The following is a 17,661-nucleotide window of genomic DNA, read 5'->3' as shown; positions in this document are numbered from 1 at the left end:
AACGATTATGCGGGGATTTATTCAAAAAACACGATTGGGCCATTGCTTGGCGCCAATCGTGTTTTTGACTATAGATTATTATTTTTGGATGAACTGTTGTGTCCAATAGTTTCCGTTTTGGTCATACCCGATTCCGATATGTGTGAATTCAGGTGTAAGGATGTTTTGACGGTGACCCGGTGATTCCATCCATGCTTTGACCACTTCTTCTGCTGTACGTTGACCCATTGCAATGTTTTCAGCTGCTGAACGGTATGTAACGCCGTTCGCTTTCATTTGATCGAATGGTGAGCCATACGTTGGGCTTGTGTGTGAGAAGTAATTATTTGAAGCCATGTCATTTGATTTTTGACGGGCTGAGTTCATCAATTTGCTGTCAATTTGCAACGGTTTGAGACCCGCTTTTTGTCTTTCTGCATTGGTAAGGTCAAGCACAGCTTGCTCAACTGCTGAAACGGATGCGTTTTGAGCAGGCGCTGCTGTTTCTTGTTTCGCAGGTTGTTCAACCGGTTTTGCTGGCGTTGGTGCTGCTGGAGCCGGTTGTGGTGTTGCTGGAGCCGGTTGCGGTTTTGCTACCGGTGCTGCTGCCGCTGGTTTGCTAGGAGCAGCTTGTTCAGCTGGTTTTTCTGCAGCCGGTTTTGTTGGTGCTGGTTTTGCAGTTGTATTAGTTGGTGCTTTTTCAACCGGTTTTGCTGTTGTCGTTGTTGATGGGAATTCTTTTTGGAATTCCGGGAGGTTGATGCAAAGTTTATTTAGAATAGCTTGCACTTTGCCAAAATCTCCTGTTTGGAATTGAGTCGGAATGTATGAAAGATCCTCCCATTTCACAACTTGAACATATGGTGCATTTTTCACTTTCACTTGTGCGTCAAAGCCGGAAGCTTCTGCACTATTGTTGTTCGGCAGTAAGAGCGCCGAACCGAGCAAGATGACTGCAATCGATTTTTTCATCTCATTACTCCTCCCTTCGCAAACTATCATAACGTGCGAGAGAGTCGGAATATCGGAAATCATTGCCACTTCCTCCATTTTACTAGAGAAAGGCTTCACACTAGGAAGTAAGGAAACTAGGTTTTGGATACTTTTGGCGGTGTCGTCTTATATTTCATCCAAATCGGGGTTGACGCTCCTGAAATCGGCTACATTCTCTAGGTCTTCTCCGATGATCACAAGACGTGGTTCCATCTTGACATATTCGGGCAGCCAATTAACCATCCCATAGGCGTATTGAAAGAGCATCGGATTTTTGACTCCCTGGATAGGAACATATCCCTTCATCCGATAAATGGTTTCCGGTAGGGAGCGGACCCATTCTTCAAAGCTCTCTTTCTGTACCTCTTCGGTAAACGTAAGAAGTTTAGAAGACAAAGGCAAATTCTTCGCCGATTGGATAGGCAACGCAGGTTGCTGTTGTTGCGCCAACATTTTTTCGATCAAATCAAACCCGATTTCCGCATTGACGGTTTGGATGATAGGCGCATTCGGATTTAAATCAGCTAGCTGCATCGTAACGCTCGCCAGCTCCCCTTCCGTCAGCAAATCGGCTTTATTGGCTAGCAGCAAGTGCGCATGCAGGATCTGCTCGAGGAACAGGACCTTCATTTGCGGAGATAATTGATTGCGATCGATCCATCGCCTGGAGTCCACGACGGTTACAATCCCCTTGATTTGGATTCGCTCGGCGAACAACGGTGAATAAACGGCATCAAGTGCTTCCACTGGATGGGCTGCCCCAGTCGTTTCAATCAGGATGACATCAATGTCGTCATTTTCTGCCAGCAATCCTTGGAGCTGTGCCTCCGTCTGTTCCGAACCGGTACAGCAAATACAACCATCCAATAATTCTTTCAATGGAACCTCGCCTGCTCCCTGTACTTGGTCGGAATCAAATGACAGATTTCCGAACTCATTCATGAGCACGGCTGGTTTTTTCCCTTGCTCTTTCAACTGTCGGATGATATGGAGCAACAACGATGTTTTCCCGCTCCCTAAAAATCCGCTGAATAGATATACATCAATCATGATAGGCACCTCGCTAAAAAGCGTCCTGTCCTGGATGGACTGGACGCTTATTAATTATTTTGCTATGTTTTCTTTCAACACTTCTTGCGCTTTCACCAATTGCGGATCATCTTTCTGAATCTTATCACGCAATTTCCCCATTAATCCATAAGTCGTATCGCCGGAGAGAATGCCGTTCGCCTCCAATTTCAAGTCTTGTTGAAGTTGTTGGACAGCCCGCTCCGTCTTTTCATCAAATAATCCATCGATCTCACCCGGTTCATAACCGACCGCTTCCAGCATCTCTTCTGCTGATTTCACGGTAGGTGCCAGCATGCCTTCCTTCATTTCAATCGAAGGATCGAGATAAGGGAGCGATGCGTAAGGAGGGTATGGAACTTCAAAATCCGGTTCGATCCCTTTTTTATGAATCCAATTGCCATCCGGCGTCAGCCATTTGGCCGTAGTCAACTTGAGATTGGATCCGTCTGACAAGTCTTTGGGCGATTGAACCGTTCCTTTGCCGAACGTTTTGACGCCAATCAACGGGATATCGGCTGATTCCTTCAACGCAGCTGCTAAAATCTCCGAAGCCGATGCACTGCCATCATCAATAACAACCGCTATCGGAAGATCGATTTTTTTGCCATCGGAAGCTGGGAAGACTTCCGGCTTCATCCCTTTTTCTTCATACTGCATTAATATCTTTCCGTTCTCGACGAACAAATCTGAAATATCAATGGCCGTATCCAACCTACCGCCTGGATTTTGACGGACGTCAAGAATGAGCCCTTTCATGCCTTGCTGTTCCATCTCTTCATACGCAGCCAACAATTCATCATACGTATGTTCAGAGAAGCTGGTGATATGGATATGGGCAATGCCATCCTCCAACATTTCAGCATAGACCGTCTCGATCGGAATCACATCGCGGGTGATTTTCATATCAAACGGTTCCGCAGCATCTCCACGTCGAATCGAAAGAGTGACAGACGTTCCTTTTTCTCCGCGAATCAACAGCACCGCTTCAGAAGAGGACATCCCCTGGATGCTCTCTCCATCAACTGCGATGATCAGATCATTAGGCAATAAACCTGCTCGTTCAGCAGGAGAATTTTTAATGGGAGACACGACACTAATATAGCCATTTTGCTCTTGGATTTCCGCCCCAATTCCTTCGAAACTGGAAGAGATGCTTTCATTCAACCGTTTCGCTTCTTCCTCATTCAGATAGTCGGAATACGGATCTCCAAGTGCATCAATCATTCCGTTGATGGCACCGTCAATGACCGCAGATTCATCAATTTTGTCATAATAATTGGCAAGCATCTCATCATAGGCATCGTACAATTTTTGAAACTCTTTCCGATCTATCGTTTTTTGGGGATTTACTACTTCCACCACTTTGTCTTCCCCGGTGGTCAATGTAAAAAAGGTAATTCCCGCAGATGCCAAGACCAATCCGAAAATGAGCATGACAAAGGAGAAGGGCTTCAATCGGATATATCGCTTAGCCGGCGGTTGACGATTCGGCTCCTGTTCAGGCGTTTGCTCCGCACCTGTCGTTTCTTTTTCTTCCATCCCTTTCCCCACCTTCTGTAAAAATCAATCCACTTAAAAAGGGACCGCTCCACTTGCGCGCGGTCCCCACGAAATTATTCTTGGATAGCGGCGTCCAGCGCCACTTCAATCATTTCATTGAATGTGGTTTGACGCTCTTCTGCAGAGGTCGCTTCACCCGTCAAGATATGATCGCTGACCGTCAGAATCGCAAGTGCCTGGCAACCGAACTTTGCTGCCAATGTATATAAGGCCGCGGCCTCCATTTCGACAGCCAACACACCATACTGTGCCCATTTTTCATGTTGGGCATATTCATTATAAAATACATCTTCCGTAAAGACATTACCCACTTTCAGTTCAAGGCCTTTTTCCTTTCCTGCCTCATAGGCTTTCAGCAGGAGGTCGAAATCGGCAGTCGGTGCATAACTGATTCCATTGAATATGATTTCGTTCATTTTCGAATCCGTAGAAGCACTTTGCGCCAAAATCACGTCACGTACATGCACGTCCTTCTGGATGGCTCCACAAGTGCCGACACGGATGAGTTTCTTCACGTCATACTCCTGCATCAACTCCGTCACGTAAATCGAAATCGATGGTACTCCCATGCCCGTCCCTTGCACGGAAATACGCTTTCCTTTGTAAGTCCCTGTATAACCGAACATATTACGGACTTCGTTGTACTGTGTAACGTTCTCTAGAAAGTTTTCAGCGATATACTTGGCGCGCAGTGGATCGCCCGGAAGTAAAATCGTTTCAGCGATATCCCCTTTATTCGCATTGATATGTATACTCATATAGTCGTCGCCCCTCGTTCAATTTTTCTTCCCTCATCATACAGGTTAATGGAAGGATATGCAATGAAGACACAAAATAGTCAAGAGCATTAGTAGAGCCCTTCATGGAAGTTTTGAGCGCTCCTCGCCCACTATAAGCGTTCCCCACAAGGAGCGCTATTTTTAACTATATAACTAACGGACAGCCATCAGCTGAAACGATCCTCGTACAGTGCATATAGCTCGTCAAATACAACGGAAGGCATTTCGGGGTCCGCTGCCTCCTCTAAATAGCGTGAGATCGGGTCGAATGCCTTTTCATCCCGAGGAAAGCTGGAGTCGTGGAACATTCTCTCCGAAAAAACCGCCTTTGCATCTTCTTTCGGTCCACCCCTGTATGCTAGAGCAAAACGGTAAAATGACCGATCCATTCGACCACTCCATTCCTTAGGTTATTCTGAGAATAATTTCAAATAGTTTCCATACCCTTCGTTTTCTAATTCGCTAACAGGAATAAACCGTAGGGCCGCGGAATTGATGCAGTAACGCATTCCCGTTTGGCCCGGGCCACGTGGACCGTCCGGAAATACATGACCCAGATGGGAATCCGCCGTTTTGCTACGCACTTCCGTCCGTCGCATGCCATGGCTCGTGTCAAAATGCTCAGATACTTCCTCCGGCTCGATCGGCTTCGTGAAGCTTGGCCATCCGCAACCGGCGTCATATTTATCTTTGGAGCTGAATAAAGGCTTTCCGGACACGACGTCTACATAGATCCCTTCCTCGAAATGCTGATCATACTCATTACGATAAGGCGGCTCCGTCCCGTTTTCCTGTGTGACATGATACTGTATCGGAGTTAATTTGTTTTTCAAATCCTCTTTCATGTCTCTTCACCCCATGTTTCCAATTTGAATCGTTCCCTGCCCGAACCGACTGCATAGCGATTATAATGGCCTGGATTCTTCAAATAATAATGCTGATGTCCCTCTTCTGCAGGATAGAATGTGTTTGCCGGGATAATGTCTGTCACAATCGGTTTATCAAATCTCCCCGATTCTTCAAGCGCTTGTTTGGATTGCTCCGCCAACCGCTGTTGTTCGGGGGAATGAGTGTAGATAGCAGTCTGGTACGACTCCCCTCGATCATAAAACTGACCTCCTGGATCAGTCGGATCGATCTGGCGCCAAAAAATGTTCAGCAACTCGCCATAGGAAATGATTTCATCATCATACGTGATTTGAATAGCTTCTCGATGCCCTGTCGTATTGGTGCAAACTTGTTCGTACGTCGGGTTCGCTATGTTTCCCCCTGTATAGCCCGAAATGACGGAATGCACTCCCTCGTATCGATCGAACGGTTTCACCATACACCAAAAACAGCCACCTGCAAAAGTGGCTAACGCTTTTGCCATTGGAACGTCTCCCTTCTGTCAGTCACTCATTCGGAATAAAAATTTCCAAAATTATTTCATCCTCTGCCAAATTGAACGTTTTCGCCTTCACTTGCAAATTTCCCGAAACCGGAATCCTGGAAAGGTCAATAAACAATTCTTCTTCTTTCGGGCGAACAATCATCCAAGGAGGCAACGCGACCGAATCTTGCAAGATTTTCAAGACGGTGGAAGGTGGAACGTTTAATTGACCAATTTCCATAGATGACTGCTTCAGTATCAAGTTCCCATCTTCCTGTACAACCGGATTAAAATGCATCTGGACCGGCAATGTGTAAGAAAACACCGTCATTTCCGACAAGAGGATGACATCATCCCGCACTTCCATCGTGACGGGAAGCGGTTCTCCCTTCATCGCTTTCCGGATATATGTGTTGGCGATCCCTTGCAGATCCTCTTTCGTGGAATGGACGGTTAATACATTTGCGGGAGTTTGCATTAACTTTGCTTCCGGAAGAGGTTTTGATTCCCCGGGATTACCAATAAATAAAACAAGTGCGATAATGGCGGCAATGATTAAGCCCGCCAATGCAAAAAAACTAATCTTCCATGGATTCACGCGATCTCAACTCCTACATCTCCAAATCTCCATCCGACATTTCATACAGGCCACATTTTTCAATGGAAGCCAAATAGCGTTCCGTCATTAATTCATACCCTTTTGCATTTGGATGGAAGAAATCGGTATGGTAGACCATGTTGACATTTGAATCGAACAGATCGGTGACAGGTACAAAGCAAGACTTCTCATCCAAAACAGTGCGCATTTCAATCGCTTCATTCCAATCATGGATGATTTCTTCAAATTCATTCACTTCATCTGTCACAATCGAAAAGGGATTATACAGTCCGGCCACCACGATCAGCGCATCATCATTTAGCAATCGGATTGAAGTGAAAATCTCATCCAGTCGTTCTTCAAAATGAACAAGCTCTTTATAAAATGGTCCTGTTCTCAAATCAAATAGATTGCCTTTTACGATTTTCATGATGTCATTTCCACCGATTGTCAGCAGGATGATGTTTGCATTTCTGATTTCGCGACGAAAATCCTGCTCATCGAATTGCTCAAGTAATTGATCGCTCCGTCTTCCTCGTTTGGCCAGATTTTCTGCAGTAATCTCCTTAACCCCTTTCCATTCGTTCATCCGGTCCGTCAAGCGGCCGAAATACCCGCCTTTCTTCCTATCATCGCCAACTCCCTGAGTAAGGGAGTCACCGAGCCCAATCACCCGGATCCGTTCCGGAACAAAGTACCCTGGGATCGTCCATTTTGTGAATGCTGTCCTATCGCGTTCCGCAAATGGCTCCGTGTTGAACGATGATTTCGTGCAGGCGGATAAAATCAATGAGAAGGCGATCACCAGAACGAATACTCTTCTCATAGCAATGCTTCCCCTTTTCTATCTTTCGAATCCTATTATTTGAACATGCTGCATCGGGACGTTGCTGATTACTCTTCCGTATAGTACATGAATCCGATCGCGCCTTCGCCCGTATGCGTGCTAATGATCGGCGTTGTAAAAGTCAACTTGACGTCCTGCACACCTGAGTCTTCAAGTAATTTCTTCAGCGGTGCAGCCATCGCCAATCCATTGGCATGTGAAATGCCAACCCTACGGACCATTTTTCCGGCAGTTTCCTCTTTGAAGGCTTTAAATAAATACGAAACAACTTGCTTATGACTTCTAGCCTTGGCAATTGGGGTATAAACGCCATCTTGCAGAGTAGCGATCGGCTTGATATTCAACAAGGAGCCAATCATTGCCTTCCCTTTCCCGATACGGCCGCCCTTTACGAGATTATCGAGAATATCGACAACGACAAAAAGAGATGTCTTTTTCCGGACCCCTCTCAAATGATCGACGATTTCCTCTACCGACTTTCCTTGTGAAACCATATCGGCCGCTTCCAACACTTGGAATGTCAATGCATGCGAAATGAACATCGAATCAATAACGATCACATCAGAACTTGACATTTCCGCAGCGGCCTGAGCTGATTTAACGGTTCCGCTCATGCCACCTGTCATATGTATGGAAATGATTGCATCCCCGTTTTTTCCAAGTTCATCGTAAAGCTCTTTGAAAATGCCGGTAGCGGGCTGGGAACTCTTTGGTAATTGTGTTGCCTCTTTCATCAATCGCAGAAAAGATTCCGGTTGAATATCGACTCCATCGATATACGTCCGATTATCGATTTGAATCGTTAATGGAACGACATGGATTCCATGTTTTTCCACATCCTCTTCCGTCAGGTCCGCCGTGGAGTCCGTCACGATATGAATCTTTCTCATAAGATGAATCCCTCTTTCTCAAATGCGCCTCCCTCGACGCTTTTTTAATTTGGTTTTTTTTCGTAAACAAGGAAGGAGTAAACCGTGCCGTCAGCCGATTGAAGGTCTTCGGATACGCTAGTCAGTTTCCATTCATCACCATAGGGCGGAAAAAAAGTGTCCCCTTCGAAATGTTGTTGAATGAATGTAATGTACATGCGATCCGCTATTCCAATCGCCAAGCGGAAGATTTCCGCTCCCCCGATAATGACCACCTCTTCGTGGTAGGCTTTCGATTTCTCGATGGCTTCATTTAATGTATGGACGACCGTGACCCCATCAGCCTGGAAATCGCGATTACGCGTCACGACAATGTTTAATCGTCCTGGCAAGGGCCTGCCGATCGATTCAAATGTTTTTCTTCCCATCACAATGCCTTTTCCCATTGACACCCTTTTAAAATAAGCGAGATCTTCGGGTATATGCCACGGTAATTGGTTATCTTTACCAATCACTCGATCCGGGTCATGAGCTACAAGTAATGAAATCATTGATAACTTCCTTTCTATACTCAACTACGTCCAGCGTTTGTCTACTTCTGATTCATGAAAAGTATAACATAAGAAATTTGAATGTTATTCATCAAAAGTGTTTAAAGGTTGAATTAAGTGTAAATAGAAAAAGATTCTCCATCAGTAACATATAATTCTTTCCCTAAATTTCTTGGTAGGAAACGGTCATTCGGACCACCTACCTACATTATACAAATACGGTGATTCATTAAAAACATATTGCTCTATTTCATTTTATCCGCTGTTCGAATTCAATCTATCTTGGGTTACTGGATATCTTTATGAAAGTCGAAGGCAACAAAAAGGGTTGTCCCAGAAGTCGATTTTCCGGGACAACCCTTGCCTGTTCACATACTTAAAGCGATTCAAAACCGCGGGATTGTTTTCAATTTACCAACTATTGTTAACGCTTACAATTCTATGGCTCATTTATGGTTATAAGTTGAATTCACCTCTACAGGAGTCATCATTACATCAGGACAAATTATTTGTTCGTAACGATGATATCCTCTTTACGAGGTTCCTCCATTTCCACCCGAAGCGCTAGCTCTTTTTTCACTTCTGTCTTCGTTTCTTTGAACTTTCTTGATTTGGAAACTTCCATCTTCTCCTTAGGTTCTTTCCCTGTAGAAAGTGCTGCTTCTTCCCGTAGCCCTACATATGTGGAATAACACATGACAAGCATCAATACTGCAATGGGAATAGCTGTAGCAACAAGTGCTGATTGCAAACCGGCCAAACCGCCCGTCATGATCAAAACGACAGAGATGGCGGCAATGACTACTCCCCAAATGATCTTAGTTAGATGGGAAGGATTCGGATTGCCGTTTTCACTGATCATCCCAAGTACAAATACCGCGGAGTTTGCGGAAGTGATAAAGAATACAAGGACGAGCACCATAGCCAAAATACTCAAAAATACACTCATCGGCAAATATTCAAAAAACTTGAACAGTGCAGAAGTGACGTCCGATTCCACTGCCGAAGCCAAAGCTGTAGCACCCGCATTCTGAATGAACGTAATGGCCGAGCCACCCATGACCGAGAACCAGGTAAAGGAGCCTAACACAGGAATGAAAATGGCGCCAAACATGAACTCTTTAATCGTCCGGCCTTTCGAGATCCTGGCAACAAAGCTGCCAACCAATGGAGCCCATGCGATCCACCAGCCAAAATAGAACAACGTCCAGCTTGCAATCCACGAACCATTTCCATAAGGTTCCGTCCGGAAAGACATACTGATAAAGTTCTGGGCATAATCGCCGATTCCTTGAAACAAAATCTTGAAAATCGTCTGTGTCGGACCGAGGAATAACACGAGCCCTAATAAGGCAAAAGCCAGGAGCATATTTAAGTTTGATAGATGCCGCATCGCACCCTGCAAGCCGGATACTGTCGAAGCTACATAAATGATGCTGACAATGACGATGATGATGGCTTGCGTAGAAATACCAACCGGCACGCCCCAAAGATAATTCATTCCACTATTGACTTGCAACGTCCCAAATCCAAGGGATGTTGCAATCCCAATGACAATGGAAAGAATGACAATGACATCAATGCTCTTTCCGAAAGTCCCTCTTATCTTATCGCCAACTAACGGATAGAAGACGGAGCTCAGAGATGCCGGGAGCTTTTTTCGGAACTGGAAAAACGCTAATGATACACCAACCACTGCATAACATGCCCAGGCCGAAACTCCCCAATGTAGGAAAACGAACTGCATGGCAGTTTTGGCCGATTCTTCCGTAGAGCCCGTACCGAAAGGAGGACTGATATAGTAGGAAACTGGTTCCGCAACCCCCCAGAATACAAGACTGATACCGATAGATGCGCTAAACAACATGCCTATCCAAGTGGCTGTCCTATATTCTGGCCGATCGTCGTCATCCCCTAACCGGATATGTCCATACTTAGACACCCCGATATACATACAGAATGCAAAGAAGATAAAAACACTTCCAAGAATAAACCAACCGAGATTGTTGTAGATGAAACCAAGTGAAGAATTGGAGAAGTTCTCTAGCTGTTTCGGAGCAAATACACCGATACTGATCAAAGCTAAGCTAACAGCCAATGAAGAATAAAACACAGTTTTTTTATCTCTCATATTACCGCTCCTATTTCCAAACACCGCTCTTGGATGGATCGGGTCTCCCCCACCCAACCAAATGAGCGGGTGTTGGTTTAAATTTTAATCGGCGTTATCGAGATAACACCGATTAAATCGATTTAAGCTTTCACTGTCTGCAAATTTCCGATAATGTCAATCAGACGATCTCCTACTTGGGAAGTGGATGCCGTCCCTTTCATGTCTGGAGTCAGCGTCTCATTTTCAACTAAGAGTTGTTCAATCGCGTCAATGACCAACTTTCCGTAATGCTCATACCCGAAATAATCGAGCATTTGACTTGCCGACCAGATGGACGCAAGCGGATTGCCGATCCCTTGGCCTGCGATATCGGGAGCCGAGCCATGCACCGGCTCGAACATCGATGGGTATTCCCGCTCGGGATTGACATTCGCACCCGCCGCCAGTCCGATTCCCCCGGCAAGGGCTGCTCCGACATCCGTCAATATATCGCCGAACAGATTGGAGGTGACGACGACTTCAAAGCGCTTCGGATCCGTAATCATCAGCATAGCCGCCGCATCCACCAAATAAGATGCCGTTTCCACATCAGGGTATTCAGCACTTACTTCTTCAAATACTTGATCCCAGAAGACCATGGAATAGTTCAAAGCGTTTGCTTTGCTGATGCTCGTCAAGGTCCGGCCTTGTTTTCTCGCCGTTTCAAATGCGTACCGGATGATCCTTTCAGTCCCTGTACGGGAGAATACAGCATTCTGCAACACGACTTCATTATCTTTCCCTTTGAAGAGCCAGTCTCCCGCACCGGAATATTCGCCTTCCGTGTTTTCACGAATGAAGAGCATATCGACATCCTCACGCTTCACATCCGCCAAAGGACAATGTGCCCCATCCAATAATTTAATTGGGCGGATATTGACGTACTGATCGAATTCCTTTCGGATGATCAGCAGCAAGTCCCACAGGGAGATATGGTCAGGCACTCCCGGGAAGCCAACCGCTCCGAGGTAGATGGCGTCGAACTCCTTCAACTGCTCTATACCATCAGATGCCATCATTTTTCCGTGTTTTGTGTAATATTCACAGCCCCATGGAAAGTGGGTAAATTCGAATTTGAAACCCTTATCCATTTCTGCTATCTTGTTCAATACTTTAATGCCCTCATCGATTACTTCGGGACCGATTCCGTCTCCGGCAATGACTGCAATCTTATAATTTTTCATAGCAAAGCTCCTTCAGCCTTGATTCCAAACGACCAATTTCATTTCAGTCATTTCTTCAATGGCATATTTGATCCCTTCCCGGCCTGTCCCGCTCTCTTTCACACCGCCATATGGCATGTGATCCACGCGGAATGTCGGGATATCATTGACAATCACGCCGCCGACATGGAGGTTTTTCGTCGCATATAGAGCATTTTTGACGTTGTTCGTATAGATGCCGGCCTGCAGTCCGAAACGCGAGTCATTGACATAGTCGATCGCTTCTTCTACCGATTTCACTTTGTTGACGATAACAATCGGGGCGAACACTTCCTGGCATGAAACCTTCAAGCAGTGGTCCGCATTCGCGATAATCGTCGGCTCCAGAATATTGTCTCGTGCTTTGCCGCCGGTCAAAACAACAGCTTCGCTTTGCTTCGTCTCTTCAATCCAGCTAAGTGTACGTTCAAGTTCTTTCTTCGAAATCAAAGACGAGATGTACGTCTCCGGATCGAGCGGGTCTCCTAACTTCAGCTTTTTCGTAGCTTCCACGAATTTTCCAGTGAATTCTTCATAAAGGTCTTCGTGGACATAGACGCGTTGAAGGGAAATGCAAACCTGCCCTTGGTTTGAGAAAGCCCCCATCGTACAACGATCGATGATTTCAGAGATTTCTACATCTTTGTCTATTATTAAAGCAGAGTTGGAGCCCAATTCCAATGTGGTCTTTTTTAACCCAGCTTTGTTCCGGATTCCGATTCCTACGCTAGGACTACCGGTGAAAGTGATCATATTGACCCTTTCATCTTCGATGAGCGCCTCCCCGACAACCCCGCCTGGCCCCGTCACAACGTTCAATACGCCTGCTGGAAGTCCTGCTTCTGCAAAAACCTCTGCGATGAAGAGTGAGGATAATGGTGTCTGGGATGCGGGCTTCAGGACGACTGTATTGCCTGCCGCAATCGCAGGACCCAATTTATGGGCGACCAAATTCAACGGAAAGTTAAATGGCGTGATCGCCCCGATGACGCCGAGTGGCTCCCTTAATGTATAACCGATCCTACCGACTCCGCCACTCGCTGCATCGAACGGCAATGTCTCTCCGTGGATCCTTTTCGCTTCTTCCGCAGCAAATTTGTATGTCTCGACCGTTCTTGCCACTTCCGCTTTTGCGAACACAATCGGCTTTGCGGCTTCAGTTGATATGATTTCCGCGATTTCATCCGTTCTCTCTTTCAGAATCCGGACTACGTTTTCCAAGATCTCAGCCCGTTCATAGGCAGGCATATTGCCGATCACCTTTTTCGCCTCGAATGCTGCTGCAATCGCTTTCTTGGTCGCTGCTTCGTCTCCCATCGCAATTTCTGCGATTAATTCACCGGAATACGGGGAATAGAGCGGGGAGTAGCTTTCAGTTTCTACGTTTTCCCCATTGATGATCAAAAACTTTCTCAACGTTTTTTTATCAAGTAACTTATTCATCGAGAGCCTCCAATACCATTTCATGAAATTGTACAATCGCTTGTTCTGACGCGGAATATCGACCTTTATTGAATGCTCTTGAACGGAATCCGATTTGCTCCAATTCAACGAGGTCCACATCTTCCTGACGGACGACCTCTGCAAATGCCATCAAGTCCTTCTCTTCTTGGGTTAATTTATCCAAGCTATCTTCACGGAAGTAGTACGTATAGACAGCTAATGTATTTTCATGATCGATCGGAATCATTTCAATGGATGCCAAGTTTCCTGGTCCAGGATACACGGTCAACATCAAGTTTGGCCATAACCAGAAGAATGATCCACCTTGCATTTCCGCTGTGTTCAAGTCAACTTCTCCATATTGTTTGTCCGGCTTGACAATGGAAGCCTGGAAGGAATAGTTCTCGCAAGTGATGATCTGGTAGTCATCCATGTCGAGCGTGTCCACGAAGCTCGGGTGTGCCACATGGCAATGGTCGCATTCCAAGTAATTGTCAATGAACGCTTTCCAGTTCGCCTTGATGACTCGTGTCTTGCGATGAGTCCTTTTCAGATCTGCTAGGAACGGGAACTCGCCTAATTTGTCGAAGAAATCGCCATAGGACTCGTGCAAAGGTTTTGCGTTATCATCCAGATTGACGAAGATCAGCGATTCCATGATTTCCATTCGAACTTCACGCAGGCACGCATCTTTTACGCAAGCTTCATCTTCTCCACGGAAATTCGGCGCTTTGTTCAAGCTGCCGTCTGTTTTGAACGTCCAGCCATGATACATACATTGTAGAATCTTCTTTTTTCCCGCTTCCTTTTGCTCAAGTTTTGTTGCTCTGTGAGGGCAGACATTATAGAATGCTCGAACTACTTCATCCGTCCCTCTAATGATGATGAGCGGCTCATTGGCAACTTCGGCCGTGAAGAACGAGCCCGCCTTTTCGACTTGGCTGACATGCCCTACCAATTGCCATGATTTGGAGAATATGAGCTCCATTTCTTTTTCCAATACTTTCGGATCTGTGTACTTGTCGTATGTCATTGTTCTTTCGAATGTTCTGTTTGATTTGTTGATTACTTTATTATAAGCCATTTTTCATTCTCCTCTATAGGTAAATTTTATTTGATTCCTTTTTTTAACTCACTTTTTCTTCCACGCAATCGAAAGGCAGGTCAGATATCTTGATGGAATTTGTAGGGCATCCATCAATTGCGTCTTCCAAATCCTCTATCAAGTCCTCGGGCACTTCCGTGATCCCTTGGTTGTCATCCAGGATGGAATAGGCAATGCCTTCTTCCGTATAGTCAAAAACTTCTGGTGCTGTCACACCGCATGCTCCGCAAGCGATGCATGTACTCTGGTCGATCATTGTAAAGCAAGCCATGTTTCCTTCTCCTTTCCTTGGTGGTATGTATATGGAATGAATTCTTGCTTACTGATTTCTGCTTCAGGCAGACGCTTTCCATCGTTTGTGAGAAAGGTTTATCTCGCTTGGACGGTCTCTCTTTTCTTTGCGCTTTCGTTTTCTTTCTCTCCCATGACACTTGTGCTATGGAGAGGTTGTAATTTGGCAGTCGGGTCCACCATCATTTTGGCATTGCTAACTGCAACCGGCGCTTCCCCGAATCCGCTGGCAATCAATTTCACTTTCCCTTCATACGTACAAATATCTCCCGCTGCGAAAATACCTTCTATATTTGTTTCCATCTTGGAGTTGACGACGAGGGAATTCTTCTCGATAGTCAGCCCCCAATCTTTGATCGGCCCGAGGGATGAAACGAACCCGTAATTGACAAGAACATCATCTACTTCAAGCTCAATGAGTTCGTTCGTCTTTGTCTCTTGGACAATAACTTTTTCTATGTTGTCATCCCCTACCAGTTCCACCGGTACATGCGGAGTCAAAATCTCGACCTTCGATTGCTGTAAAAGCTCGACGCTATGCTCGTGGGCACGGAATTTATCGCGCCGATGAACGATTGTGACTTTCTCGGCGATCGGTTCGAGCATGAGTGCCCAATCGACTGCTGAATCTCCTCCACCGAATAGCACAACTTTTCTCCCTGCAAATTGATTGAGATTTGTAACGAAATAGTGGAGATTTTTTTCCGAAAACTTGTCTTCTCCTTCAATATTCATTTTTCTTGGTTGGAAGGCTCCATTTCCGGACGTGATGATGATAGTTTTAGAACGATGGACTCCTTTATTCGTAGTCAATGTAAATGACCCATCTTCGCTTTTCTCGATTGTCTCTACAGATTGTCCAAGGCAAACCGTTGTATCGAATTGGTTCATCTGTTCTATGAGGTTATCGACGAGTTCCTGGGCTCCCACTTTGGGAAATCCGGCAATATCATAAATATACTTTTCCGGATACAATGCCGATAGCTGTCCCCCCAATTGAGGCAAGCTTTCGATTATTTTTACGGATGCCTGCCGCATGCCCGCATAGAAGGCAGTGAAGATGCCCACTGGACCGCCGCCGATAATAGTGATATCAAACAGTTCCAATTCATTTTCCATAGATGATCCTCCTTTGTTTCACCTCAGTCTATATTGCGGTTCAATTTGTTTCCTCCCAAATGGAAGCGTATCCATTGACTTTCCTGATAGACATTACCCCCTTCTTTACTCCTGTTTCCTTAGGTAGCTTATTGGTGATAGAATATATGTCGATTAGAGCAATTCCATCTCCAAGGCTGCTATTAACTTATATGCAATTACCGTGCCAACTCTTTAATATTTGATAGTGGCGCCAAATCAAAGTATTCAAAAACCTTTTTTTACTATTTTCGAGTTAAAATCGACTCACAGTATGAGGCACTTTATTCAAATTCAACTCACTAGACGATAGAAAGGGGATTGCCTGATGCAAAACAATCCGCCCATGAATGAAATTACACTGGAATCCATCTTAAAAATCTTGGATTACTCAACCGACGAGATCTATGTACTGGATGCTCATAAGCGAATCGTCTACGTCAACCGGAAATGTGAGAAACATTATGGTTTGAAGCAGAATGAGGTACTTGGGAAGTTTAACGATGAATTGTTTAATAGTGGATATTGGAAACCATCGATTGTTCCGGAAGTATATGCAAAGAAGGAGACCGTCCATCTCATACAGCAAACATCCATTCATAATGAATTGATGACGACGGCGATCCCCATCCTGAATGATGAGCAGGAAATCGAATTTGTCGTGATGACGGCGACTGAAATTGAAAACTTCAAGACGTTGATTGAGAAAAAAGACACTGTGGATGAGCCTAATTATCTGGATGAGCCGTATAGCAACATCGTGACCAATAACCACAGCGTGAAAGGCATCCTCAAATTCTGTAAAAAAGTGGCTCCGACCGATTCCACTGTATTAATCCAAGGGGAATCCGGGACAGGAAAAGGCGTGATCGCTTATTATCTACATCAACAGAGCAAACGAAAAGATGGTCCGTTCTTGACCGTCAATTGTGCGGCCATTCCGGAAGAACTGATGGAGTCCGAATTATTCGGTTATACGGGTGGCGCATTTACAGGGGCGAATAAAACAGGGAAAGTGGGTCTGTTTGAAGCGGCGAACAATGGAACCATTTTCTTGGACGAAATTGGCGAGCTGGCCTTGCCTTTGCAAGCGAAAGTATTGCAAGTCATTCAAGATAAGCAGTTCATTCCCGTTGGAAGTAATGAGAGGAAACAAGTGGACATCCGGATTATCGCGGCCACGAATCAAAACCTGCATGAAATGGTGACAAACAAAACTTTCCGGGAAGATTTATATTATCGATTGAACGTTATTGACATCAATATGCCCGCACTCCGTGAACGTCAAGATGATATCATCCCGCTGACCTATAGTTTTTTGAATAAATTCAACCGGAAATACGAATCGAATAAAGTGATCGCTCCGGAATGCTTGAATGCCCTCTACCACTATTCATGGCCTGGGAATATCCGGCAACTCGAAAATCTGATTGAACGTTTAGTGATTGTCAGCGGTTCCACCATTCAGATGGCTGATTTGCCTCCATTGATCCTCGATGAAGTCGGTGGCACACCTCAATTTGTCCATCGGAATTCCTTGGACGATGCGTTGCAACAGCTGACTCGCACATTGGTCAGGGAGTCGTATCAGAAGTGTAGATCTACACGGGCTGTCGCGGAAGATCTGGACATCAGCCAATCGAAAGCATCCCGGTTGATCCGCGAGCATTGCCAAGATCTTGTTCAGGAAAAATAAAAAAGCGATATCCCTG

The 17,661-nt window shown here is 45.3% G+C and carries 18 protein-coding genes; 1 reads left to right on the top strand and 17 read right to left on the bottom strand.

Features of this window, described 5'->3' with window-relative positions; all coding sequences use genetic code 11:
* Positions 1-78 precede the first annotated feature (78 nt).
* The 17 genes from AB1K83_RS12085 to AB1K83_RS12005 all read right to left on the bottom strand — a co-directional run bounded on the left by AB1K83_RS12085 (position 79) and on the right by AB1K83_RS12005 (position 15,931).
* On the bottom strand, positions 79-951 hold the full coding sequence (locus AB1K83_RS12085) for a CAP domain-containing protein (protein ID WP_413058447.1): 873 nt from the start codon (positions 949-951) through the stop codon (positions 79-81).
* Between the two features lie 147 nt (positions 952-1,098).
* A complete protein-coding gene (locus AB1K83_RS12080) occupies positions 1,099-2,022 on the bottom strand; it encodes a CobW family GTP-binding protein (RefSeq protein ID WP_413058446.1) in 924 nt (307 codons plus the stop codon).
* Positions 2,023-2,076: 54 nt separating this feature from the next.
* Positions 2,077-3,582, bottom strand: a complete 1,506-nt coding sequence (locus tag AB1K83_RS12075; protein WP_413058445.1) for a S41 family peptidase — start codon at positions 3,580-3,582, stop codon at positions 2,077-2,079.
* Between the two features lie 74 nt (positions 3,583-3,656).
* Complete coding sequence (gene deoD / locus AB1K83_RS12070; RefSeq protein ID WP_413058444.1) at positions 3,657-4,361, bottom strand: purine-nucleoside phosphorylase; 705 nt, start codon at positions 4,359-4,361, stop codon at positions 3,657-3,659.
* A gap of 188 nt (positions 4,362-4,549) precedes the next feature.
* Positions 4,550-4,771 carry a YozE family protein gene (locus AB1K83_RS12065; RefSeq protein WP_413058443.1) on the bottom strand — a complete coding sequence of 74 codons (222 nt, stop codon included), beginning with the start codon at positions 4,769-4,771 and terminating at the stop codon, positions 4,550-4,552.
* Between the two features lie 21 nt (positions 4,772-4,792).
* Entirely contained in the window at positions 4,793-5,227 is a 435-nt protein-coding gene (gene msrB / locus AB1K83_RS12060; protein WP_413058442.1) for a peptide-methionine (R)-S-oxide reductase MsrB, read from the bottom strand.
* Positions 5,224-5,754, bottom strand: a complete 531-nt coding sequence (gene msrA / locus AB1K83_RS12055) for a peptide-methionine (S)-S-oxide reductase MsrA (RefSeq protein ID WP_413058441.1) — start codon at positions 5,752-5,754, stop codon at positions 5,224-5,226. Before msrA ends, msrB begins: the two co-directional genes overlap by 4 nt.
* Positions 5,755-5,776: 22 nt before the next feature.
* The gene (locus tag AB1K83_RS12050; RefSeq protein ID WP_413058440.1) at positions 5,777-6,352 is read right to left on the bottom strand and encodes a YpmS family protein; all 576 of its coding nucleotides are present in this window, start codon (positions 6,350-6,352) and stop codon (positions 5,777-5,779) included.
* Between the two features lie 13 nt (positions 6,353-6,365).
* Positions 6,366-7,178: a GDSL-type esterase/lipase family protein gene (locus tag AB1K83_RS12045; protein ID WP_413058439.1), complete on the bottom strand. Its 813-nt coding sequence runs from the start codon at positions 7,176-7,178 to the stop codon at positions 6,366-6,368.
* A gap of 68 nt (positions 7,179-7,246) precedes the next feature.
* A complete protein-coding gene (locus AB1K83_RS12040; RefSeq protein WP_413058438.1) occupies positions 7,247-8,089 on the bottom strand; it encodes a DegV family protein in 843 nt (280 codons plus the stop codon).
* Positions 8,090-8,133: 44 nt separating this feature from the next.
* Positions 8,134-8,619 (bottom strand): dihydrofolate reductase, encoded by a 486-nt coding sequence (locus tag AB1K83_RS12035; RefSeq protein ID WP_413058437.1) that lies wholly within the window; start codon positions 8,617-8,619, stop codon positions 8,134-8,136.
* Positions 8,620-9,124: 505 nt separating this feature from the next.
* Positions 9,125-10,750, bottom strand: a complete 1,626-nt coding sequence (locus AB1K83_RS12030; RefSeq protein WP_413058436.1) for a BCCT family transporter — start codon at positions 10,748-10,750, stop codon at positions 9,125-9,127.
* Positions 10,751-10,872: 122 nt separating this feature from the next.
* Complete coding sequence (locus AB1K83_RS12025) at positions 10,873-11,955, bottom strand: tartrate dehydrogenase (protein WP_413058435.1); 1,083 nt, start codon at positions 11,953-11,955, stop codon at positions 10,873-10,875.
* 12 nt (positions 11,956-11,967) lie between these two features.
* Positions 11,968-13,416, bottom strand: coding sequence for an aldehyde dehydrogenase family protein (locus AB1K83_RS12020; protein ID WP_413058434.1), 1,449 nt, complete (start codon positions 13,414-13,416; stop codon positions 11,968-11,970).
* Positions 13,409-14,500: an aromatic ring-hydroxylating oxygenase subunit alpha gene (locus AB1K83_RS12015; protein ID WP_413058433.1), complete on the bottom strand. Its 1,092-nt coding sequence runs from the start codon at positions 14,498-14,500 to the stop codon at positions 13,409-13,411. The genes AB1K83_RS12020 and AB1K83_RS12015 overlap by 8 nt, the downstream gene beginning before the upstream one ends.
* A gap of 43 nt (positions 14,501-14,543) precedes the next feature.
* Positions 14,544-14,792: a ferredoxin gene (locus AB1K83_RS12010; RefSeq protein ID WP_413058432.1), complete on the bottom strand. Its 249-nt coding sequence runs from the start codon at positions 14,790-14,792 to the stop codon at positions 14,544-14,546.
* 98 nt (positions 14,793-14,890) lie between these two features.
* Complete coding sequence (locus AB1K83_RS12005) at positions 14,891-15,931, bottom strand: NAD(P)/FAD-dependent oxidoreductase (protein WP_413058431.1); 1,041 nt, start codon at positions 15,929-15,931, stop codon at positions 14,891-14,893.
* 346 nt (positions 15,932-16,277) lie between these two features.
* On the opposite strand from AB1K83_RS12005, the gene AB1K83_RS12000 reads away from it, so the two are divergent.
* Positions 16,278-17,645, top strand: a complete 1,368-nt coding sequence (locus AB1K83_RS12000; protein WP_413058430.1) for a sigma-54 interaction domain-containing protein — start codon at positions 16,278-16,280, stop codon at positions 17,643-17,645.
* Positions 17,646-17,661 lie beyond the last annotated feature (16 nt).

This window comes from Sporosarcina sp. 179-K 3D1 HS (assembly GCF_047228905.1).
GTDB lineage: Bacteria > Bacillota > Bacilli > Bacillales_A > Planococcaceae > Sporosarcina.
This window is presented reverse-complemented; position numbering and strand designations above follow the sequence as displayed.

Bases quoted from the DNA above. Each gene is read 5' to 3' on its own strand.
- AB1K83_RS12065 (WP_413058443.1), bottom strand. From the start codon at position 4,771: ATGGATCGGTCATTTTACCGTTTTGCTCTAGCATACAGGGGTGGACCG.
- AB1K83_RS12045 (WP_413058439.1), bottom strand. From the start codon at position 7,178: ATGAGAAGAGTATTCGTTCTGGTGATCGCCTTCTCATTGATTTTATCC.
- deoD (WP_413058444.1), bottom strand. From the start codon at position 4,361: ATGAGTATACATATCAATGCGAATAAAGGGGATATCGCTGAAACGATT.
- AB1K83_RS12075 (WP_413058445.1), bottom strand. From the start codon at position 3,582: ATGGAAGAAAAAGAAACGACAGGTGCGGAGCAAACGCCTGAACAGGAG.
- AB1K83_RS12080 (WP_413058446.1), bottom strand. From the start codon at position 2,022: ATGATTGATGTATATCTATTCAGCGGATTTTTAGGGAGCGGGAAAACA.
- AB1K83_RS12025 (WP_413058435.1), bottom strand. From the start codon at position 11,955: ATGAAAAATTATAAGATTGCAGTCATTGCCGGAGACGGAATCGGTCCC.
- AB1K83_RS12085 (WP_413058447.1), bottom strand. From the start codon at position 951: ATGAAAAAATCGATTGCAGTCATCTTGCTCGGTTCGGCGCTCTTACTG.
- AB1K83_RS12010 (WP_413058432.1), bottom strand. From the start codon at position 14,792: ATGGCTTGCTTTACAATGATCGACCAGAGTACATGCATCGCTTGCGGA.
- AB1K83_RS12015 (WP_413058433.1), bottom strand. From the start codon at position 14,500: ATGGCTTATAATAAAGTAATCAACAAATCAAACAGAACATTCGAAAGA.
- AB1K83_RS12030 (WP_413058436.1), bottom strand. From the start codon at position 10,750: ATGAGAGATAAAAAAACTGTGTTTTATTCTTCATTGGCTGTTAGCTTA.
- AB1K83_RS12005 (WP_413058431.1), bottom strand. From the start codon at position 15,931: ATGGAAAATGAATTGGAACTGTTTGATATCACTATTATCGGCGGCGGT.
- msrB (WP_413058442.1), bottom strand. From the start codon at position 5,227: ATGAAAGAGGATTTGAAAAACAAATTAACTCCGATACAGTATCATGTC.
- AB1K83_RS12000 (WP_413058430.1), top strand. From the start codon at position 16,278: ATGCAAAACAATCCGCCCATGAATGAAATTACACTGGAATCCATCTTA.
- msrA (WP_413058441.1), bottom strand. From the start codon at position 5,754: ATGGCAAAAGCGTTAGCCACTTTTGCAGGTGGCTGTTTTTGGTGTATG.
- AB1K83_RS12040 (WP_413058438.1), bottom strand. From the start codon at position 8,089: ATGAGAAAGATTCATATCGTGACGGACTCCACGGCGGACCTGACGGAA.
- AB1K83_RS12020 (WP_413058434.1), bottom strand. From the start codon at position 13,416: ATGAATAAGTTACTTGATAAAAAAACGTTGAGAAAGTTTTTGATCATC.
- AB1K83_RS12035 (WP_413058437.1), bottom strand. From the start codon at position 8,619: ATGATTTCATTACTTGTAGCTCATGACCCGGATCGAGTGATTGGTAAA.